Raw genomic sequence first — 22,042 nt, forward strand, 5'->3', positions numbered from 1 at the left:
TTAGGTAAAAAATCCACATCAGGTAAGTGCTTGTTGACATTGGGAGTGACACTTCATACATTAAGGGTATGAATATAAATTACTCACACACTTTTTTTTCTTTTTTTAGCTTCTTTATATAGAAGAGGCTTCCCTGTTTGTGAGATAAAATCAATCGAATAGTAAAGCCTCCCAACTGGGAGGCTTTTTTATTTTCACTGCAAAATCAGTGATATTTTTGGAATGAGGAAAACCAAATGAGCAACGATGTACTTGATACTCTCAGGCACGATATAAATGAAATCGACTCCGATTTACTTGTTTTACTAGCAAAGCGACGCCGCATTAGCCATGGCGTAGTTGAATATAAAATAGCAAATAATAAACCCATCCGTGATGAGGCACGTGAACTGGCTTTACTCGAAAAACTTATTGGCTATGGCAAATCGTTAGGACTTGACGCTTACTACGTTAACAATGTTTTTCAAACAATATTAGAAGACTCCGTATTACATCAACAAGCCATGCTTCAAAAGAATTTAAACCCTGACGCACTCAGTGAAACTCATCGCGTAACATATTTAGGCGGCCAAGGCTCTTATAGCCAACTTGCGTGCCATAAATATTTTAGCCGTCGTCCGGGTAAATTAGTTGAAATTGGTTGTACCTCATTTGAAGAAATCACCGGTAAAGTAGAAAAAGGTCAAGCCGACTTTGGCTTACTGCCAATTGAAAATACCAGTTCGGGTAGTATTAATGAAGTATTTGATTTACTGCAGCATGCACAAGTCTCTATTGTCGGTGAAGTTACTCATAGCGTTGAGCATTGCTTATTAGCAGCCCCAGGAACTGAGTTAAGCCAATTAACTAAGGTATTTGCACACCCACAACCCTTTGCCCAGTGTAGCCGTTTTTTACAGGGTCTTGGTGAACTTCAACATGAAACCTGTGATTCGACCTCAAGTGCATTAAAGTCAGCTCTCGACACACCAAACAGTGCAGCTATCGGCTCAGCGCAAGCTGGTAAAAATGTAGGTCTTGAAGTGATCAAGGCGAATCTTGCCAATCAAAAAGAAAATCATAGCCGCTTCATTGTTGTTGCACGCAAACCACTGCAAGTATCAACTCAAATACCTACTAAAACCAGTTTAATTATGTCAACCAAACAACAAGCCGGATCGCTTGCCGATGCGTTAATGATTTTTAAACAGCATAATATTAATTTAGTGAAACTAGAGTCTCGGCCCACTCCTGGCAATCCGTGGGAAGAAGTGTTTTATGTAGACTTGGAGGCTAACTTAATCGATAACCAAGTGAAGCATGCATTAGAAGAGCTCAAACAGCACACTCAATATGTTCGTGTACTTGGTTGTTACCAAAGCGAGTCTTTACAAGCTGTTAGTGTTGAAAACTAATCGAATTTTAAAAGGGCCTAGCGGCCCTTTTCTTTTCACGGAGCTATTCTTTTTAATCGAGTACTTTCGCATCATTCGCTTTATTTAATAAACTACGGCTTTGGGTTAAAAAATGCGCCGTTGAATCTGAGAAGTAAGACTTTGCATCTGCAAATGCATCAATTAATGCGGGCTTATCTCCTGCTTTTAGCTTTTCAAGCGTCTCTGAAAACAGCGACTGATACTGCGCTAATAAGCTTTCGACATTGTCAAATTGTGCTAACATAATATCGGTGTATAGCTCTGGCGATTGCGCAAATAAACGGCCAACCATCATTAGCTCTAATTGATAAATAGGTGATGAGCAACTTCTTAACTCGGCAAGTGTATGCCCCTGTTTTGCTAAAAACTGACCGTACACAAAGGTCGTTAAATGGCGCATAACCTGAATAATTTGCATTGCTTCATCATGCTTTTTAGCATCTAGCTCAACTAACTGACAACCCCATATTTGTAGCTGCTTTAATAACCCTTGCGCCACCTCATGACTGCGCCCTTCGCATACCACCACAGTTTGTTTCACCCAATGAGAAATATCAGGGCCAAACATGGGATGTAAGCCAACAACAGGTCCGCTATGTACTTTTTTAAGTACCGTTAATGGGGCTTGTTTAACTGATGTAATATCAACCAGCAAACAATCATCATCAAGTTTCGGTAGTGCATTAACAACTGTTTCAAGGGCATTTATTGGTACACTGATCATCACCAGTTTTGCACCTTTTAGAATATCGACTGCCTGCGATTGCTGCGCTTTATCTAAAATTTTGACTTCGTATCCCGAGCGCTGAAATTGTTTTGCAAATAACTGCCCCATGGCCCCTTCACCGCCAACAATAACAATTGGCGATAATCGTGGATCGGCACAAGCTAATTTGGCTTGTTGATTTTGATAAGCTTCACGCATCATGCGTCTGAGAATGTCTTCAACTAAATCAGGATTTACACCTTGATTAATAGCCTCTTGGCGTCGCGCAGCTAATAAATTGGCTTCTCTATCGGGTGCATGTAATGGCGCGCCAGTTTGTTGTTTTATTGCGCCTATTTGTTGAGTAATGCCATTGCGTTTTGCAAGTAAGGCAACCAGTTGCGCATCACATTCATCTATGTCTGTTCTTAGCTGCGCTAAATCACTTATCTCTGCCACGTTCTCATTCCATCCCAAAAAAGCAAAATCGTAAATTAATAATTACAAAAAAGTAAACTAATCAATACGATAAATACTAACAGGATACGTTAGGGGTTAAAAGGCAAATTATTGAAAAGATCACTATCAGTTGTTCAACTAAAACCAAGGTGGAAACGGTAGTAAGTAACCTAAACGCTAGATAATAAATCTATCTCAAGCAGCTATTTTAGCGCTAACTACATTGAATTTACGTAGGTTCAGGTTAAGTAGAGAATCTTAAAAAGTGGCTAAAGCCACTTTTATTAAGTAACCGGCGAGCGGTTAAGGAGAACTATTAGTATTCTAATGCCATAGCCGCAAGCGACATAACACTGTCGAATGATTCTGCGCCAGCGATAAATAAGCCATTGTGACAAAACATAGCATCATCGATACCGGTTACCGCTTGAAATTCTTCATCTGATAATCCTGCCCATGGTGAAGGTAATGACTTTCTGTCTTCAAAAGAGCCTAATTCTGCAGGCACCGTTTGCACTATCCACTTGCCAGAATGAGATGGGTAGACAACAAATAATGCCTCATCAGATAAACTATGTACGGTTTTTTTCCACGGAGTATAGCGCTCTAACACGATTAATCGAGGATCATCAGCTTGTTTTATTGCTTGAGCAACAATCTTTTTAGCATTTAAACCACCTCGGGCAGAAGCTACAAAACGAATCAGTAAAGTGTGTGCAAATTCAACCGCTTGATCAAAAGCAGCATCAAAATTACTTTCCTCTTCCCAAGTTGGGTTAAACATAGAAATTGCTTGGCTTAAGCTAATGCCTGTAGCAACCCCTTCAACATGGCCACAATCAATGGCATCAATAGTTGACACGAGCCCTGCATCCACCGCATTAGCCACATCTTGGTTATCATCACATATTGCTAAACCATACTTTTTCCACACCAAACCAAATGATGAAAAAGGAATACCATTTTCACGAGCGCCAGCACCACCGCGCTGATGGTGATCAAATCGGTCAGTTTGTGGGTCATATTGACCGCCAACATCAATAACCACATCGGCGTCATTAATAATCGCATTATCGCGTGTGCGGATCAGGGTAAAAGAAGGGAAAATAATTTTAAGCGCAGCGATACTAAAAACATCATCTGCGTGAAAATTGCCGTTGTGTGTAACTATCGTTTTATCATTCATTTTTGTACATCATTTTTTGCAAGAAGTAAGAAGATATTGTGATTTGAAGATGTGTATTGGTTTTTAAATATAGCGCTAAAAAATCGCAATAGCATTAAAACCAAAACGGGTTGCAACCCAAAGGTTGCAACCCGTTTTTTTGCGTTGATAAACAGCGCGTATTAGTTAAGTTTTTCTCTAATACGTGCAGATTTACCAGAACGCTCACGTAGATAGTAAAGCTTAGCACGACGAACTGCACCGCGACGCTTAACTGTTACGCTATCGATAAGAGGGCTATGCGTTTGGAATACACGCTCAACACCTTCACCGTTCGAGATTTTACGAACTGTGAATGCTGAGTGAAGACCACGATTACGCTTAGCGATTACAACACCTTCAAAGGCCTGTAGACGCTCTTTAGCACCTTCTTTTACTTTTACCTGTACAACCACTGTATCACCAGGGCCAAATGCAGGTACGTCTGTTTTAAGCTGCTCTTCTTCAAGCGCTTTAATAATATTTTGGTTTACTTTTGCCATTATGTTTCTCACTTTCCTAGGTGTAACTGTCTTCTAGCCACAAGCTTTTTGGTACTCTTGCTGAAATTCTGCGAGTAATACCGCTTGCTCCTCAGTCAGAGCTAGGTTATGCAACAAGTCAGGACGTCGTAACCAAGTTCTGCCTAATGACTGCTTAAGCCGCCATTTTGCTATCGCTTGGTGATTACCACTGAGTAATACAGCAGGAACCTGTTTGTCGTCCAATGTTTCTGGTCGTGTATAGTGAGGACAATCTAGCAAGCCATCCGAAAATGAGTCTTGCTCTGCTGATTGATTGTGTCCTAACACGCCTGGCACTAATCGCGCTACTGCATCAATTAGTGTCATGGCTGGTAGTTCACCACCACTCAAAATAAAATCACCAATTGACCATTCTTCGTCAACGTATGACTCTATTATTCTCTCATCTACACCTTCATATCGACCGGCAATCAAAATCAGTTTTTCAGAGTTAGCTAATTCGCTAGCTCCTTGCTGATCAAGTTTGCGCCCTTGTGGGGACATATAAATTACTTTAGCACCATCGCCTGCCGCTTTTTTAGCATCAAGGATGGCTTTTTCTAATGGTTTAACCATCATTAACATACCGGGTCCGCCCCCGTAAGGACGATCATCTACGGTTCTATGCTTGTCTAAAGCGTAGTCTCGTGGGTTCCAGCAGTTAAAATCGATTAATCCATTTTTTACTGCGCGACCAGTAACCCCTTGTTGGGTAATAGCATCAAACATGTCCGGAAAAAGGCTTATCACCCCTACCCATAATGAACTAGTTTGAGTCATTAAAACCCAGGATCCCAGTCTACGGTAATTTCTTTCACGTCGTATTTAACCTCTTTTATAACTGAGTCAGTTAAAAAAGGAATTAAACGCTCCGATTGACCAAATGCATCTTTACTGTTTGCTTTAACAACCAGTACGTCATTTGAGCCTGTCTCCATCAAGTCATCAACAATGCCTAAGTTATAACCTTTATCAGTCATAACCGACATGCCAATGAGATCTCGCCAATAAAACTCACCTTGCGGGAGTTCTGGTAATTGCGTTGCATCCATTGAGATTTCTGCATGGGTATAAGCCATTGCTTCGTCTCTGTCGTTTACTTGCGCAAATTTAGCGATAAAGCCTTTGTTGTGGCGACGCCAGTCGACCACTTCTAAGGACTGCCATTTACCTTGTTGCCCTATCAACCACGGGCTGAAATCGAAGATCCCTGCGGGATCATCAGTAAATGAATGTACCTTAAGCCAGCCCTTTATACCATAAGGGGCGCCGAGCTTTCCTACGACAATTATTGATGAGGTGTTCTCTTGACTCATGGTTACACTTACGCCTATTAAGCCGCTTTACGAGCGTCTTTAACTAATTTAGCTACACGATCTGAAAGACCTGCGCCCTGACCTACCCAGTGATCTACACGAGATAAATCTAAGCGAAGTTTTTCTTCCTGACCCGAAGCGATTGGGTTAAAGAAACCAACTTTCTCGATGAAGCGACCGTCACGCGAGAAACGGCTATCCGCAACCACAATTTGATAGAAAGGGCGTTTTTTAGCGCCACCACGTTGCAAACGAATAGTTACCATACCGTCCTCTAAATAGATTGACTGTTTTCATTAATAAGATTTACTCCCCAGTATGGGGAGCCGGTGAATTGTACGAGTTTTTAGCAACAATGCAAGTAAGAAGTGATGCAAAAAGGCAGTTTAGTAGATTAAACCGTGATCCAAGAAGAAAAAGTATGTGAACAAGCTATTCTGTGCATAGTTTATTCAACAATAAAGAGGCACTTTGCCTCTTTATTGATTACTTTTTGTCTCATATTGGAGATGTTAAAGCTTAAATTCTTAAAATTTCGGACCACCGCCACCCATCATTCCCGGTGGTAACATCCCTTTCATGCCACGCATCATTTTTTGCATGCCACCTTTACCTTTCATTTTTTTCATCATTTTTTGCATTTGGGTAAACTGCTTAAGCAGCTTATTGATCTCTTGTACTTGAGTACCCGACCCAGCTGCAATGCGCTTTTTACGCGAACCTTTAATGATTTCAGGGCGTGCACGCTCTTTTTTCGTCATAGAGCTAATAATCGCTTCCATTTGAATAAAGGTTTTATCACCCATTTGGCCTTTTACTGCGTCTGGGATGTTTTGCATGCCTGGCAGTTTATCAAGCATCGACATCATGCCGCCCATATTTTTCATCTGCTTTAATTGATCAGCAAAATCATCCAGTGTAAAACCATCACCTTTAAATACTTTTTTCGCTACTTTTTCTGCCTGCTCTTTGTCTACTTTCATCTCGACTTCTTCGATTAATGAAAGTACATCACCCATGCCTAAAATACGTGAGGCGATACGATCAGGGTGGAAAGGTTCAAGTGCATCAGTACGCTCACCAACACCCATAAACTTAATAGGCTTGCCGGTAATATGACGAATAGATAACGCAGCACCACCACGGGCATCACCGTCTGTTTTAGTTAAAATCACACCGGTTAAAGGCAACGCTTCGTCAAACGCCTTCGCGGTGTTTGCAGCATCTTGACCTGTCATTGCATCAACAACGAATAAAGTCTCGATTGGGTTAATTGCACCATGAAGCGCTTTGATTTCATCCATCATGTCATTATCAACATGCAAGCGACCTGCAGTATCGACTAATACCACATCAATAAATTTCTTTTTCGCGTGAGAAATAGCAGCTTGTGCTATATCAACTGGCTTTTGTGAAATGTCACTTGGGAAAAACTCTACATCTACTTCTGTCGCTAATGTTTCTAACTGCTTAATTGCCGCAGGGCGGTATACATCGGCACTCACTACCAGCACAGATTTTTTCTTGCGCTCTTTTAAAAACTTAGCGAGTTTACCCACACTGGTTGTTTTACCAGCACCTTGAAGACCCGCCATCATCACAACAGCTGGCGGCTGTGCGTTAAGGCTTAGCTCTTCGTTGGCTTCGCCCATTGCTTTTTCAAGTTCTTCACGAACAATTTTTATAAATACTTGGCCTGGGCTTAAGCTTTTAGTAACTTCAATACCCACTGCGCGTTCTTTAACTTGTTTTACAAACTCGCGAACAACAGGCAACGCCACATCGGCTTCTAAAAATGCCATTCGTACTTCACGAAGTGTATCTTTAATATTGTCTTCAGTTAGGCGGCCACGGCCACTAATATTTTTTAGGGTTTTACCTAATCGTTCTTGGAGGTTCTCAAACATGTAACGGTTCCGAAAAGACGTTGAAATCAACTCTATTAATAGGGTCGATGTTATTAAAATTCAATTAGAAATAGTATACCGTAAATGGTGGCATACAATACAGTGCTGAAATGCTGCTTATTGAGTTTCTTTTTACAGGGTCTATGCATTTGCTTTGCTATAAAATACAATGGCCACATAACGAACACGAATTATTTGACTTCAATTAAGTGGCCAAAGCAAAATGCTGATTATTAGTTTAACTATTATTGCCAGTTTATTTTATGTGTTAGCAACGTCTCACGTGCTTTCGCGGTTGTTTCATCATCAGGGCCCGAGCCAAAAAGTTACTATTATACTCAGTACGGTCGCTATTTTGGCGCACATGCTGCTTTTAGTAAATTCGGTATTTAGAGCTGATGGACAAGATTTAAGCATTGTTAATGTGGCATTGCTGACTTGCTGGATTATCGTGCTGTGTGTTACTACCGTTTCTTTGAAGTTTCCCGCGACCTTGCTACTACCTGTAGTTTATGGTTTTGCTGCGCTATTAACAATTTCTAGCTTATTTATCCCTCATCATGTTCTATTACAAAGTATTAATGTAGAGCTGGCGCTAGTTGCGCATATATCACTGTCATTATTAGCCTACTGCATTTTAATTATTGCAACTTTGTATGGCGTACAGTTTTACTTTATTGATAAGCGCTTAAAACGAAAAGACCTAGCGATAGTTCACAGTCACTTACCGCCGCTAATGGTAGTGGAGCGCCAACTTTACCAGTTATTAAACTTAGGCACCGTATTATTAAGTGTGGCGCTTATTACCGGATTTGTATTTCTAGATGGCATGTTTGCCAAAGAGTTTATTCACAAAACAATCCTATCCTTAGTTGCTTGGGCCATTTTCACTACAATTGCGGTTGGCCATGTAAAACGTGGTTGGCGAGGAAAAGTAGTGGTAGTAAGTATAATGATCGCTGCTTTTACACTCACACTCGCTTATTTTGGTAGCCGTTTTATACAAGAAGTGGTCCTGAATAAGTTTTAACTTGACTCTGAAAGCTCACTCTAGCTTAATACGCATTGGTTTATAAAAAAAGGATCCATCGTTGGACGACATATCGACAAGTACCCTGTTTATCATATTAGGTTTATTGGTGCTTTTTTCTGCTTACTTCTCCGGGTCAGAAACCGGAATCATGTCAATCAACCGTATTCGTTTGCGACACCTCGCTAAAGAGAACCATCGTGCTGCGAAACGCGTTAGTAAATTACTGAGTCGACCAGATAGGTTGATAGGTCTGATACTCATTGGTAATAACCTGGTTAATATTGCTGCAGCTCAGGTAGCCACCATTATTGGTATACGCTTGTATGGCGATTTAGGTATTGCGATAGCGACAGGTGCATTAACACTTGTTGTACTAATTTTCGCTGAAGTAACGCCAAAAACATTGGCTGCCCTCTATCCTGAGCGAGTCGCTTTTCCCAGCTCTGTGATACTCAAAGGTTTGTTAAAAATACTCTTCCCGTTTGTGGTTGTTGTTAACTGGATGACCAACGGCATATTACGCTTATTTGGTATTAGTGCTGCACAAATAGATGAGCACAGCATGAGTAAAGAAGAATTAAAAACCGTGCTTAATGAATCAGGGGCTTTGATCCCGGCGCGCCATCAAAGTATGCTGACCTCAATTTTAGATTTAGAACAGGTTACCGTTGAAGATATTATGATACCCCGCAATGAAATTGTGGCGATTGATATCAACGATGACTGGAAAATAATTAGTAAACAGCTGACTCATGCTCAACATACTCGCGTACTTTTATATCGCGACAATATAGATGATGCAGTGGGATTTATTCACTCTCGTGATGCATTGCGTCTTCTTACTAAAGAGCAATTCGATAAACCTTCGCTACTGCGCGCTGTACGTGAAATTTACTTTATTCCTGAGGGAACGTCGCTTAACACCCAACTACTGAAGTTCCAATTATCAAAAGAACGAATTGGTATTGTTGTTGATGAATATGGCGATATCCAAGGCTTAGTTACTCTAGAAGATATTCTTGAAGAGGTTGTGGGCGATTTCACCACTACTCAAACTCGTACACCGAGTGAAGAAGTAACCACACAAAATGATGGCTCTTATATTGTTGATGGTGGTGCTAACGTGCGCGACTTAAATAAAGAAATGGGTTGGGAATTCCCATTAGATGGCCCTAAAACGCTAAGTGGCCTCATTGTTGAGTACTTAGAAGACATCCCTGATGCTAACTTAAGCATTCGTATTGCAGGTTATCCGGTTGAGGTACTTGAAGTGAAAGAAAACATGATTAAACAAGTTAAAATTCAGCCCAATAAACGTAAAAAATAAACTAACAAAAAAGGAGCCAAATGGCTCCTTTTTTAATTAATCTGGGCTTAGATTAGTTAAAAGAATAAACGCTCTAACCAACCTTTGTCTAAATCATCCTCACAGCGTCTTAGCTGCGCTCCATAACGGCTCGCACGGTGTTTTACTTTATTGGCAACGCTCATTAACCATTTTTTCTTACGATAAGTGCCTCGCTTATAACCGCCCCACCCTTCGTGATAGTTTAAATACTGTGCGTAGGCATCCCATTTAGAAACACCATTAACTTTATGGGTTTTATAAACAAACCACGCCATAAAATCGATCGCATCTTCAAATTCATCTCTATCAGCACCACTATTACCTGTTTCACGAATATAATCAGACCAAGTTGGCGTTTTAGCTTGAGAATAACCATAAGCATCACTTGCGCGTCCAGTTGGTATTATCCATAAAAAGTATTCCATAGGAGGTGCAGCATCATGACGAAAAGAGCTTTCTTGATACATCATGCTCATTAATACGTGTTTGGGAGAGCCCCACTTGTCTTGCGCGTCTTTAGCATCAAAATACCAGTCAGATTTCTCTTCAAAGATTTTACAAATATCTTCTGGTTGCTTTGGTGGTGCAGTGGCACAACCAACTAAAGTAAGCACTAGAGATAAAGTAATAATATTTTTTTTCATTTTTTAAGATCTCACTGAACTTTTTAAAAAAGCGTGGGTCTGAATCTATGAATGCAGCAGTACAGCATTGTTTCATCCCTAAAGAATATTTACGCAGCTACTATGAGCTGCGTTTTTTTTGCCTACGACTTACTTGGGTCTGTTGACCTTTCAAGGTTGAATTTGCAGCAGTCTGTTTGGTATTTAGGCAAGGCAGAGCCTATGTGGTGTGGTTATTCCCCATAAATAGGCGATAACGCAGCATCAATGCCAAACAGGCGCTGCCCTTCGGGTTCTGCCTAGGAGCGATTTGCTCTTTGTTGCTCGGTTTTTACTTATTCTTACATGGATGTAAGCCAGTAGAATAACGCAGGAGCAGTTATCGAGCCCACTAGGTTACAAACCTCGCGCCGCGATTAAACCGCTCCTAGTTTGAACAAATTGTAATCCGCAAAGGTCAACTGACCCTGAAATATGTATCTAAAAATGCAGTAAATGATTGATTATCGGCTTGCTCAATTGCTTTTTGAGCTTGGTAAGACTCTGTCGCTTGTTGCTCTAACCACGACTTTGAGAATTCAGTATAACTGGCTATATCATGGCTTTGTTTATACTTTTGAGCAAGTGAGAGTGCATAATGACCATTATCTAGCCCTGATGCTTTTAATTGCTCAACATAACGCCCTGAATAAGTTAATGTAGGATTATGCACCCACGTTGCCATGCGCTTAATAGTGTTTGAGTAATAATCAACCCCGTACGCGCTATCCATCCACTTAGCAACATCAACGAGCTGATTAAATATTTCATCACCCCATGATTCAAGACTGCGCTGCTCATTATTAAAATTAAGCATTAGGCCTTTTTCACGGCCTTGGTTTACTACTGTATCAAGATTTTCAGTGCTTCGCGCTTGCTCTTCCCAGTCCATAGTCGCTGAGTCTTTTAATAAGCAATAGGTTAAAAATACATCTAAGAAGTGTATTTGCTCTAAATCAATGCCTACTTCACTAAATGGGTTAACATCCAATGCACGAATTTCAATATATTCTATACCCGCTCTTAGTAATGCATCAGTGGGTGTTTCACCATTTTTAGCATTACGCTTAGGGCGAATTGGCGAGTAAAACTCATTCTCTATTTGTAGAATATTTTTATTTAATTGCTTTGGCTCTGCACTAGTATAGTCGTCAATACTGCCATAAATATCTGAAGGCGTATTTATGGCTTTTTTAAGCCCTGCTACATACTCATCTAATGAGTTATACATAACGCGTAATGATGACTGTGCACTGTTAGTATAACCTAAGTTGCCTAATCGTAGCGCCGTGCCCACTTCTAAGTATAAAGTACCTTTACCTAGCTTTTTAAACGGTAAATCACTTTTACGCCCTTGCAAAAATGAACTACACAATGCCGGTGACGCACCAAACATATAACTAATTAACCACAACTCGCGTTTAAAATTGCGAATTAATGCTAAGTACCCATCAGATATAAAGTCTTCAAGCTTCGCACTGCTTTGCTTTTGTGAATGTAGTGACTGCCATAACGTTTCTGGAAAAGAAATATTAAAGTGCACCCCAGCAATCGCTTGCATCATACTACCATAGCGGTTCTTTAAACCTTCGCGGTATAAGGTTTTCATTTTACCAACGTTAGAATCGCCAAATTGTGCTAATACAATATCGTCTTGATGATTTATAAAACACGGCATACTAATTGGCCACAGTAGTTCATCGCCCATATGTTCTAGGGTGAACTTTTGTAAATCTTTCAGCTGTTGTAACGTTTGCGTTGATGACTCGCTAACAGGCGTAATAAACTCAAGTAAAGACTCAGAAAAGTCAGTCGTGATATGTCCGTTGGTAAGCGCGCAGCCAACCCCTTTTGGGTGAGCTTGTTTAGAAATAGAACCATCGGGTTTAATTCTTAATGATTCTCTCTCAATACCGCGCATAATACCTTTAATAGCATGCTGATTATCTGCATTAGATAGCGCGTTGAGCGTGTTCTTTAAATTATAAGTTGCCAAAAAAAAGTTTCCTCGAGCCAAGTGGCTTAATCATAAGGTTATGGGGTCTAATTACCTTTACTCAAGATTAAATGAAGAAAAAACTATATGAATTTATTAGATATAGCTTTTAATGAATTTTAAACACGCTTTGTTTCACGCCATAAAAGATAATCTTGCCATTGCCACCAGCAATATACAATTTCTTTTACATATTATTTGCCACAATACATCGCAACCTCAAGGCATTATTTCTCCCCGTACGAAAGGGTGAATCACTTGCTAAAAGTTTGGCATAACCAAAAAAATCAATTACTCTTAAAATTGATAAAGATCATAAAAACATTAAAAAAAATGCCTTACTACTGCTATTTAAAACTTATCACTAACGTACATTAGTTTTAGTAATTACAATAGACACCCCAATAAAGAATGATAAAGGATTACTATGCGTCGTAATCAAAGCTTGATAGATGAAGAGGTCACTTTTGAAGAACATCAAGAGTTAGTTTCAACGACCGATCTTCGAGGTGTTATTACCTATGCCAATCATGAATTTTGCAGTATTGCTGGCTATGAAATGGATGAACTCATTAATAAAAACCACAATATCGTTCGCCATCCTGATATGCCTAAAGCGGCATTTAAAGAGATGTGGGACACCTTAAAGCAAGGGCATTCTTGGCGTGGTGCTGTAAAAAACTTATGTAAAGATGGCCGTTACTATTGGGTTGATGCATTTGTAACACCTATTTTTGAACATGGCCAATTGATTGGTTATCAGTCTGTGCGTGTAAAACTCTCGCAACATGCAAAACGCAGAGCGCAGAAGCTGTATGCCAAAATTAACGCTAATAAGTCACTATTTAGCTGGCGTGAGCACACCTCACTCAGACAGAGCTTGAGCATAGCCGGTGTTTTAGTTTGGTTAGCTAGTGTCGCTATATGGGGATCAATCACGATTGCAGCGGTTAACTTGGTGGTGTGTATTATCATTTTAGCTTTAAATTATGATGAGCTAATAGCAACACCTGCAACTCTAAAGCAGCAAAAAAGCCAGGCAGATTCGGTGTCTCGTTATGTATTCAGTGGTTCACACCCTCACAGTATTAGTGATTACCGAGAGCAAATGCTTTGCGCCAAGTTAAAAACGGTACTCGGTCGTATTAAAGACTCAACCTTGAGTTTTAATACCATTGCCCAAGACTTAGATCAGCAATCTACGCTGACCGAACAAGGAATTTCCTCTCAGGGAACTCAGCTTGAGCAAATAGCCACTGCAATGTCACAAATGAGCACCACTATTGGTGAAATTTCTAATAATACCAATAATACCGCAGATAAAGTGGGGATCACCTATCAAAGCTGCTCTGATATAAAAAGTCATATTGCCGATAACAGCAAGATGGTATCTGACTTAGCCATGCAAGTTGAGCAAGCGGCAACCACAGCCACAGGGCTGGCCTCTGAAGCTGATAAAATTGGTCAGGTAATGAGTGAAATAGAAGGTATTGCAGAGCAAACTAATTTGTTAGCACTGAACGCCGCGATTGAAGCTGCCCGTGCTGGTGAGCATGGTCGAGGTTTTGCGGTGGTGGCTGATGAAGTACGCGCATTGTCCTCACGTACTCAAAACGCCACAGCTCAAATTCACAGCTCCATTAAAGAGATTCAAGATACTTTGTTTAGCTGGTCTAAAATCATGCAGAGCACAAAACAACAAGCCGATGACTGTGTTAACACCACAGGGCAAACACAACAAGAGCTAGATAGTATTTTCATTCAAATTAGTGAAATTTCACAACTTGCTACCGACATCTCAGCCGCCGCAGAGCAACAACAAGTGGTAAGTCGAGATATTGGCTGCAATGTTGAAAAAATTAAAGGCTTGGGGGATGACAATTTACAGCTCAGTTATAGCGTAGCGCATGGCGCTGCTGAATTGGTCGAAGGCTCACGAAAAGTAAATGATTTACTGCTTACCTTTAAAGTTTAATCCACCCACTTGAATCAAAAACAAAAAAGCCGCTGTTTTCAGCGGCTTTTTACTGTGCTCAGATTATCGGCTAGTAAACTCTAAGCCCTCACTACTTGCATCAATAACAATGATGCAGCCTGGTTGAAAATCATTATTAAGCAGCTTTTGTGCTAACGGATTTTCAATGGTTTGTTGTATTGCACGCTTAAGTGGGCGAGCGCCATAAACCGGATCAAAACCACTGGCAGCAATCCGCTCAAGCGCAGCATCCGTCAATTCAAGTAAATAGCCCATCTCAGTTAATCGTTCACGCAATTTACTTAACTGTATGTCTGCGATTTCTTTAATATGACTATGTGCAAGTGAGTGGAACACTACTGTTTCATCAATACGGTTAATAAATTCAGGCCTGAACTCATTATGCAGTACACCCATTACCTTTGCTTTAAGCTCGTCATAGTCATTACTTCCCGATTGCTCTTGGATAATGTCTGAACCTAAGTTAGAGGTCATAATGATAACCGTATTTTTAAAATCAACCGTACGCCCTTGGCCATCCGTTAAACGACCATCATCAAGAACTTGTAATAAAATATTAAACACATCTGGATGCGCTTTTTCTATTTCATCAAGCAAGATAACCGAATACGGCTTACGACGAACGGCTTCCGTTAAGTAGCCCCCTTCTTCGTAACCTACATAACCAGGAGGAGCACCAACTAAACGCGCCACTGAGTGTTTTTCCATAAACTCAGACATATCAATGCGTACCATGGCACTTTCGGTGTCAAACATATAGCCAGCCAATGCTTTCGTTAGCTCTGTTTTACCCACCCCTGTTGGTCCTAAGAATAAAAATGAGCCAATAGGACGATTCGGATCAGCAAGCCCTGCACGCGAACGACGGATGGCATTAGCCACCGCAACTACCGCTTCATCTTGCCCTATCACTTTATTATGTAATTGCGTTTCCATTTGCAATAGCTTTTCACGCTCACCTTGAAGCATACGTGCCACCGGAATACCAGTCCAACGTGATAAAATCTCAGCTATTTCATCTTCGCCCACTTGGTTTTTAAGTAAGCTCATTTCTTGCATTTCGGCTTGCGATGCTAAATCAAGCTTACGCTCAAGCTCGGGTATACGGCCATATTGCAGTTCTGACATGCGCTGTAAATCGCTTGCTCTGCGTGCCACTTCTAAATCAAGTCGTGCCTGTTCAAGCTCAGCTTTAATGACTTGCGTACCTTGCAAAGACGCTTTTTCGGCATTCCATACTTCATCGAGTTCACGGTATTGCACCTCAAGCTCAGTGATCAGCTCAACCATTTCTGCACGGCGCTTTTGACTCGCCTCGTCTTTTTCTTTAGCCAAGGCGTTATCTTCAATTTTTAACTGAATGATACGACGCTCTAACTTATCTAAGGCTTCAGGTTTTGAATCAATTTGCAGTCGAATAGAAGAGCCCGCTTCGTCAATTAAATCAATTGCTTTATCAGGTAATTGGCGATCACTAATATAGCGATGTGATAACTGCGCTGCAGCAACAATTGCCGGATCGGTGATTTCCACTGAGTGATGTAATTCGTAACGCTCTTTTAGACCACGTAATATAGCGATAGTATCTTCAACCGATGGCTCTTCAATTAATACTTTTTGGAAACGGCGCTCAAGTGCAGCATCTTTTTCAATGTATTTACGATATTCATCTAAGGTCGTTGCACCTACGCAATGAAGTTCACCACGTGCTAGTGCAGGTTTTAACATGTTACCCGCATCCATAGCGCCATCACTTTTACCTGCGCCAACAATGGTATGAATTTCATCAATAAACAAAATCACTTGGCCTTCTTCTTTGGCCAATTCATTTAAAACTGATTTTAAACGCTCTTCAAATTCACCTCGGTATTTGGCCCCCGCAACTAATGCACCCAAATCAAGCGAGAGTACGCGCTTGTTTTTTAGGCCCTCTGGTACTTCTCCATTAATAATACGTTGCGCAAGCCCTTCGGCAATCGCGGTTTTACCCACCCCAGGCTCACCAATTAACACAGGGTTATTTTTGGTGCGACGTTGTAATACTTGGATGGTGCGACGAATTTCATCATCACGGCCGATTACAGGGTCAAGCTTACCTTGCTCCGCCCGCTCAGTTAAATCAATAGTGTACTTTTCAAGTGCTTGACGAGTTTCTTCAGCATTAGGATCATCAACTTTTTGACCACCGCGAATTGCTTCTATGGCAGTTTCAACTTTGTTAGCAGTGATATTAAGTGCTTTAAATACACTACCAAGCGGCCCTTTATCTTCACATGCAACTAAAACAAACAGTTCGCTTGAGATATATTTATCTTTGCGTTTTTGGGCATACTTGTCACACAGATTAATAAGTGAAACCATGTTGTTTGACAATTGCACATCGCCACCAACACCTTCCACTTTAAATAACTTTTCTATCTCTTGAGATAGTTTGGTATTGAGCTCGTCAATACTAATGCCCATTTGTGCAAATAAGGCACGCACACTTGAACCACTTTGCTTTAATAAAGCATACATAAGGTGAACGGGTTCAATAAATTGATGATCGCGACCTAGCGCTAATGATTGCGCATCTGAAAGCGCAGACTGAAATTTACTTGTAAATCTATCTAAACGCATGGGGGTTTACCTATAAAAAAACGAATTACTTTATAAATGGGTATGTTAGCGGATTTGTTCAAGGTATTGAGGGAAAAATAATCACTTAATAGTAATTTACTTGCGCCAGATCAAACTTGCCATACGACCGGTTTGGCCGTCACGTCGATAAGAAAAAAACTGATTTTTTTGAGAGAACGTGCAGTATTCACCACCACTAATATTCACAACACCCCGTTGGTTTAGCAAAATACGCGCTATGTAATAAATATCAGCTAAATATTTATCGTTATTTTGAGGTTTAAACGCATCATGCAAAGCTGAATTGTTGGCTGTAAATGTTGCAACGACCTCTTGGCCTACTTCAAATTGGTTAGCCCCTATTGCAGGACCTAACCAAGCATGTAAGTTCGTTGGTGCATGTTTAAAATAGCTAACTGTATTATTAATGATTCCTTGCGCTAACCCTCGCCAACCGGCGTGAATTGCAGCCACTTCCTGGCCATCGCTTGAGGTAAGTAAAATAGGTAAACAGTCAGCGGTCATTATAGCTAAAGGTTGATTATATAATTGCGTGTAAAGCGCATCCCCCGTCAGAGTTTGGTTAAAATCAAACCCTTCATCCACTCTAATTACATCAGCGCTATGAACCTGATTTAACCAAACAGCAGGATTAGGTATGTAACTATTTACATGCGCTCGATTGGTTAATACATCTTGGCTGTTATCACCTACATGCAATCCTAAATTCAAGCTATCAAATGGAGGCTTTGATACGCCTCCATCCCGTGTAGTACTCAATGTGCCTACACCCTGAATAGATTGCCATGTAGCTGATAAGCCAGACATAATTAACTAGCTATGTCTGGATTTGCTTTTGTATCTTCACGCAGTGCTTGAGTCATCTGGACCATATCATCAGGGATAGGTGCTTGCCAGGTCATCATTTCACCGGTGATTGGATGCGCAATACTTAATTTTACGGCGTGAAGCGCTTGGCGCTTAAAGCTACGCAGTAACTCAAACAGCTCAGGCGTTGCTCCTTTTGGTGGACGAGGACGACCGCCATAAGATTGATCGCCAATTAATGGGTGGTTTAAGTACGCCATATGCACGCGAATTTGGTGCGTACGTCCGGTTTCAAGGCGTAAACGCAAACGAGTATGAGCACGGAACTTTTCTGCCACACGGTAATGCGTAATCGCTGGTTTACCCATTTCATGAACTGCCATATGCGTACGCTGAGTTGGATGGCGGCCAATCGCTTTTTCAACCATACCACCGGCAGTCATAGTACCATTACATAACGCTTCATATTCACGTGTGAAATTTTCGCGCTTTTGTAAGGCTTTCACCAGGTGAGTTTGTGCCTGAATCGTTTTCGCGACAACCATTAAACCTGTGGTGTCTTTATCAAGACGATGCACTATACCCGCGCGTGGCACGTTGATAATGTCTGGAAAATGATGAAGTAACGCATTTAACACCGTACCGTCAGGATTGCCTGCGCCCGGATGAACCACTAATCCCATTGGTTTATTGATAACTAAAATATCATCGTCTTCATAAACGATGTTTAATTTGATATCTTGTGCTTCGTATTCACGAGGTGCTTCTATTGTTGTTTCAACAGCCACAACTTCACCACCGAGTAATTTTTCACGCGGGGTGTTGAAAATTTCGCCATCAACGGTGATTTTATCATCTAAAATCCACGTTTTTATCCGTGATCGTGAATAATCAGGGAACAATTGTGCTAATACTTGGTCTAGACGTTTACCACCTAAGTCTGTTGGGACCTCGGCTTGGAGAGATATTTGCTCTGACATTAGTAACTTTACCCAATTTACCAGTGCAAGCTTTGCTTGACTGGGTTAGAATCGCTTTTAATAAAAGCATAACATAATACGCATAGTTTACTCGGTTTTACCCACTTGGCCTAGCCGAAGACATCGAAGGTAACAAATAAAATGATAAATAAAATAGGGAAACGTGCATTCGCCATTGTTTTTTCAGTTTCAGTGCTTAGTTTAGGAGCTTGTTCGTCTGCGCCTGACCAAGAAGATATTCAACGAGTACCAAACAGATCAGCACAAGCACTATACGAAGATGCAAAACAAACGCTTGATTCTGGTTTATACGCACGTGCAATTGAGTTGTTAACGGCAATTGATTCTCGCTACCCGTTTGGCCCGTTTTCAAAGCAAGTACAAATGGATTTAGTGTATGCACATTACCAATCAGGTAATACAGAGCAAGCACTGGCGACAATTGACCGCTTCATTCGCTTAAACCCAAACCACAAAGATTTAGATTACATGTATTACATGCGTGGCTTGGTTAATATTAAAGCTGATAAAAATGCTTTCCAAGAATACTTTGGTGTAGATAGAGCAGACAGAGATGCTAAACGCACCCGTGTTGCTTATACCGACCTATCAACCTTAGTTAAACGTTTTCCAGAAAGTGACTATGCGCCGGAGGCAAAACGTCGTTTAGTTTGGTTATTAAACCGTATGGCTCGTTATGAGCTGAAGGTTGCAACTTACTATTATGAACGTGAAGCCTATTTAGCAGCTGCGAATCGCGGCAAGTATGTGGTAGAGCACTACTCACAAAGTAGCTACCTTGATGCAGCATTAGCCATGATGGAAAAAAGCTACGATAAGCTTGGGTTAACTGAATTAAGTGATAATGCAGCGCAAACACGCAAATTTAACAGTAGAAATAAATAACACAAAAAAGGCGCTACTTTTAAATTAAAGTAGCGCCTTTCTTATACTAAAGACAACGATTATATTGCGTCTTCATCTTCTTCTGCGGTACGAATACGAACAACACGCTCTACCTCAGTGACAAATATTTTACCATCACCAATTTTACCTGTTTGTGCGGTTTTAACAATCACATCAATAGCACGTTCTACATCTTCATCACCAAGCACAATGTCCAGCTTTACCTTAGGTAAAAAATCAACCATATACTCTGCACCACGGTATAGCTCAGTGTGGCCTTTTTGACGCCCAAACCCTTTTACTTCACTTACTGTCATACCCGTAATACCAACATCAGAAAGTGCTTCGCGCACATCATCGAGCTTAAACGGTTTAATGATTGCTTCTATTTTTTTCATAGTAATTACTTTTGAAAGCTTCAGTTGCCTCGATTTTAGACAATCATGAGGTTCATAGCAAACAAAGAGATTGAATAGCACCGGTGAAAAATAATCATGGTATGATTATTTTAATAAAAATAACTATACTAAAACATCACCGAGTTAATGAGATTTATATGAAAACTAAGCACCGTGGATTTACCTTATTAGAGTTAATGGTCACCGTGGCCATTGTTGGCATTATAGCCACTATTGCGTTGTGGAACAGTAGCGATATGCTGGAAGAAAATCGAGGTGAAAATTTTTTATTAGAACTAAAACGTAATATTAGTTTTGCACGCTCACAAGCGGCTAGTACCGATGAGATAGTTATTATTTGTCCAGCACCTTATGCTGATGTGAAAGGTTCAGCTGCCAATTTTAAGTGCACCACTGAGTGGGCTAGCGATAATGTTGTCGTCACCTTTGTCGATGGTAATAATAATGGGCAATATGACAGTGGTGATAGTTTAATAAGAGTCATGGAAAAAACCAACCCCAACGACAAAGTGATATTTTCTGGGGGTAGCCAAATCCGCTTTAATACCAGTGGCCGCATTACTACTGCGCCAGGTAACTTTGTTTTTTCACCTAATGGTAATCAAAATAATAGCAAGGCACTCACACTTTCCCAATCAGGCACCGCTTTTTATTTAGGTAATAGTAAATAGGGTGATTATAAATTGAACAACACTTGCCATAATTTAAGTTTTTACTAAACTTGTAAGAAACATGTTTAGATTGAGGCTTCAGGGATGAAGTTACCTTTATACTTTTCTACCCACCATGGTACAACATTAATAGAGCTGCTAGTTAGCCTCGCGATTGTTGCCATTGTAGGTCAAATTTCCTTGTCTTATTTACCCAACTTTTTAGCGCTCAACCGCGTGAACAATCAAGTTAGCTTATTACATAAAAATATCAATTATGCTCGTCTATACGCTATAGAAAAAAACAGCTACGTTACTTTGTGCGCATTAAAAAGTAATAAATGTACATTAGACGACTGGCATAACCAGCTCGCTATGTTTGTTGATAACGACAAGTCAACGTCGCTTGGCGATGACGAGCAACTGATCAGTACATTTGAGCACACAAATGAAGCCGATACGTTAACATACCCACGAGATGCCATTACATTTAGGCCAGATGGTACACTAAATGGTTTTCAAAATGGTACTTTTATCTATTGCCCAAATAACGAAAAAGCAAGCCTTGAGGGGCTTGCTCTGTCAATAAGTCAAACTGGGCGAATACGAATAAAATCTACCAACAAATGCCAAAAATAACTAACGTTATTTACCCCAGCAATAGTTGATGTCGGTATCGCCTTTACTACCCGTTGCTCCTTTTAAGCCAACGTCATTAATGGTTAATGACGTGCAATCAGCATCCCCTTTCACGGCACCATCAATGGGCTTCGCAGTGATTGTAAATTCATTGCTATTAACCACATTAATTGTTAGCTTAAAATGACCGTTTTCAGTTTTACTTTGAATACCTAAGTCGCTAAACGAAGTTGAGTATGCTCGGTTATCCACAAAGTACTGCTCTTGCTTGTTTGCGGCATCTAAAAGTGCAGATGCCGCTTCTGCACGTGATGCGCGTTTTACATATTCACTGTAATTAGGCACGGCAATAGCGGCTAAAATACCCACAATTGCCACGGCTATCATCAGCTCAATTAAAGTAAACCCAGTGTGCTTGGCAACCATTTAATGACT

Annotated in this window: 21 protein-coding genes and 1 other annotated feature; of the genes, 7 read left to right on the forward strand and 14 right to left on the reverse strand. The window is 40.6% G+C overall.

The window, feature by feature from the left end; translation table 11 throughout:
• The first annotated feature begins 77 nt into the window (after window positions 1-77).
• Window positions 78-193, forward strand: a sequence feature (Phe leader region).
• 43 nt (window positions 194-236) lie between these two features.
• On the forward strand, window positions 237-1,394 hold the full coding sequence (locus QL989_RS04910; RefSeq protein WP_290168705.1) for a chorismate mutase: 1,158 nt from the start codon (window positions 237-239) through the stop codon (window positions 1,392-1,394).
• A gap of 52 nt (window positions 1,395-1,446) precedes the next feature.
• On the opposite strand, the gene tyrA is transcribed toward QL989_RS04910, so the two are convergent.
• The 7 genes from tyrA to ffh all read right to left on the reverse strand — a co-directional run bounded on the left by tyrA (window position 1,447) and on the right by ffh (window position 7,531).
• A complete protein-coding gene (tyrA, locus tag QL989_RS04915) occupies window positions 1,447-2,580 on the reverse strand; it encodes a bifunctional chorismate mutase/prephenate dehydrogenase (RefSeq protein ID WP_178955544.1) in 1,134 nt (377 codons plus the stop codon).
• A gap of 316 nt (window positions 2,581-2,896) precedes the next feature.
• Window positions 2,897-3,766 (reverse strand): MYG1 family protein, encoded by an 870-nt coding sequence (locus QL989_RS04920; RefSeq protein ID WP_290168709.1) that lies wholly within the window; start codon window positions 3,764-3,766, stop codon window positions 2,897-2,899.
• A 161-nt stretch (window positions 3,767-3,927) separates the two neighbouring features.
• The gene (gene rplS, locus QL989_RS04925) at window positions 3,928-4,287 is read right to left on the reverse strand and encodes a 50S ribosomal protein L19 (protein WP_008132530.1); all 360 of its coding nucleotides are present in this window, start codon (window positions 4,285-4,287) and stop codon (window positions 3,928-3,930) included.
• A gap of 33 nt (window positions 4,288-4,320) precedes the next feature.
• Window positions 4,321-5,088, reverse strand: coding sequence for a tRNA (guanosine(37)-N1)-methyltransferase TrmD (gene trmD, locus QL989_RS04930; RefSeq protein WP_058551019.1), 768 nt, complete (start codon window positions 5,086-5,088; stop codon window positions 4,321-4,323).
• The gene (gene rimM, locus QL989_RS04935; RefSeq protein WP_058403461.1) at window positions 5,088-5,624 is read right to left on the reverse strand and encodes a ribosome maturation factor RimM; all 537 of its coding nucleotides are present in this window, start codon (window positions 5,622-5,624) and stop codon (window positions 5,088-5,090) included. The genes trmD and rimM overlap by 1 nt, the downstream gene beginning before the upstream one ends.
• Window positions 5,625-5,641: 17 nt before the next feature.
• Window positions 5,642-5,890, reverse strand: coding sequence for a 30S ribosomal protein S16 (gene rpsP, locus QL989_RS04940; protein WP_006792801.1), 249 nt, complete (start codon window positions 5,888-5,890; stop codon window positions 5,642-5,644).
• A 261-nt stretch (window positions 5,891-6,151) separates the two neighbouring features.
• Window positions 6,152-7,531, reverse strand: coding sequence for a signal recognition particle protein (gene ffh / locus QL989_RS04945; protein ID WP_010391303.1), 1,380 nt, complete (start codon window positions 7,529-7,531; stop codon window positions 6,152-6,154).
• A gap of 223 nt (window positions 7,532-7,754) precedes the next feature.
• Here ffh and ccsA point away from each other — a divergent pair, with 223 nt between their 5' ends.
• Together ccsA and QL989_RS04955 are read left to right on the forward strand one after the other, a co-directional pair.
• Window positions 7,755-8,561 carry a cytochrome c biogenesis protein CcsA gene (gene ccsA, locus QL989_RS04950; RefSeq protein WP_138606286.1) on the forward strand — a complete coding sequence of 269 codons (807 nt, stop codon included), beginning with the start codon at window positions 7,755-7,757 and terminating at the stop codon, window positions 8,559-8,561.
• A gap of 61 nt (window positions 8,562-8,622) precedes the next feature.
• A complete protein-coding gene (locus tag QL989_RS04955; RefSeq protein ID WP_013464491.1) occupies window positions 8,623-9,891 on the forward strand; it encodes a CNNM domain-containing protein in 1,269 nt (422 codons plus the stop codon).
• 56 nt (window positions 9,892-9,947) lie between these two features.
• Here the strand turns inward: QL989_RS04955 and QL989_RS04960 are convergent, their stop codons facing one another.
• The gene (locus QL989_RS04960) at window positions 9,948-10,556 is read right to left on the reverse strand and encodes a hypothetical protein (protein ID WP_010391298.1); all 609 of its coding nucleotides are present in this window, start codon (window positions 10,554-10,556) and stop codon (window positions 9,948-9,950) included.
• Window positions 10,557-10,992: 436 nt separating this feature from the next.
• Complete coding sequence (gshA, locus tag QL989_RS04970; protein ID WP_290168726.1) at window positions 10,993-12,570, reverse strand: glutamate--cysteine ligase; 1,578 nt, start codon at window positions 12,568-12,570, stop codon at window positions 10,993-10,995.
• A gap of 427 nt (window positions 12,571-12,997) precedes the next feature.
• Here gshA and QL989_RS04975 point away from each other — a divergent pair, with 427 nt between their 5' ends.
• Complete coding sequence (locus QL989_RS04975; protein ID WP_290168727.1) at window positions 12,998-14,545, forward strand: PAS domain-containing methyl-accepting chemotaxis protein; 1,548 nt, start codon at window positions 12,998-13,000, stop codon at window positions 14,543-14,545.
• A gap of 63 nt (window positions 14,546-14,608) precedes the next feature.
• Here QL989_RS04975 and clpB read toward each other — a convergent pair whose 3' ends face one another.
• The 3 genes from clpB to rluD form a co-directional block, all read right to left on the reverse strand.
• Entirely contained in the window at window positions 14,609-17,185 is a 2,577-nt protein-coding gene (clpB, locus tag QL989_RS04980) for an ATP-dependent chaperone ClpB (RefSeq protein WP_290168731.1), read from the reverse strand.
• 96 nt (window positions 17,186-17,281) lie between these two features.
• The gene (gene pgeF / locus QL989_RS04985) at window positions 17,282-18,013 is read right to left on the reverse strand and encodes a peptidoglycan editing factor PgeF (protein ID WP_290168733.1); all 732 of its coding nucleotides are present in this window, start codon (window positions 18,011-18,013) and stop codon (window positions 17,282-17,284) included.
• A gap of 2 nt (window positions 18,014-18,015) precedes the next feature.
• Complete coding sequence (gene rluD / locus QL989_RS04990; RefSeq protein ID WP_010391291.1) at window positions 18,016-18,993, reverse strand: 23S rRNA pseudouridine(1911/1915/1917) synthase RluD; 978 nt, start codon at window positions 18,991-18,993, stop codon at window positions 18,016-18,018.
• A gap of 141 nt (window positions 18,994-19,134) precedes the next feature.
• On the opposite strand from rluD, the gene QL989_RS04995 reads away from it, so the two are divergent.
• The gene (locus QL989_RS04995; RefSeq protein ID WP_010391290.1) at window positions 19,135-19,899 is read left to right on the forward strand and encodes an outer membrane protein assembly factor BamD; all 765 of its coding nucleotides are present in this window, start codon (window positions 19,135-19,137) and stop codon (window positions 19,897-19,899) included.
• A 59-nt stretch (window positions 19,900-19,958) separates the two neighbouring features.
• Here QL989_RS04995 and QL989_RS05000 read toward each other — a convergent pair whose 3' ends face one another.
• Window positions 19,959-20,297, reverse strand: coding sequence for a P-II family nitrogen regulator (locus tag QL989_RS05000; RefSeq protein ID WP_008114445.1), 339 nt, complete (start codon window positions 20,295-20,297; stop codon window positions 19,959-19,961).
• A 158-nt stretch (window positions 20,298-20,455) separates the two neighbouring features.
• Between QL989_RS05000 and QL989_RS05005 the strand changes: the two genes are divergently transcribed.
• Window positions 20,456-20,989, forward strand: a complete 534-nt coding sequence (locus QL989_RS05005; RefSeq protein WP_290168738.1) for a GspH/FimT family pseudopilin — start codon at window positions 20,456-20,458, stop codon at window positions 20,987-20,989.
• Between the two features lie 84 nt (window positions 20,990-21,073).
• Entirely contained in the window at window positions 21,074-21,607 is a 534-nt protein-coding gene (locus QL989_RS05010) for a GspH/FimT family pseudopilin (protein WP_290168740.1), read from the forward strand.
• 6 nt (window positions 21,608-21,613) lie between these two features.
• Here QL989_RS05010 and QL989_RS05015 read toward each other — a convergent pair whose 3' ends face one another.
• Window positions 21,614-22,033, reverse strand: coding sequence for a type IV pilin protein (locus tag QL989_RS05015; protein WP_290168743.1), 420 nt, complete (start codon window positions 22,031-22,033; stop codon window positions 21,614-21,616).
• Window positions 22,034-22,042 lie beyond the last annotated feature (9 nt).

It is taken from the genome of Pseudoalteromonas sp. APC 3224 (assembly GCF_030407535.1).
Lineage (GTDB): Bacteria > Pseudomonadota > Gammaproteobacteria > Enterobacterales > Alteromonadaceae > Pseudoalteromonas.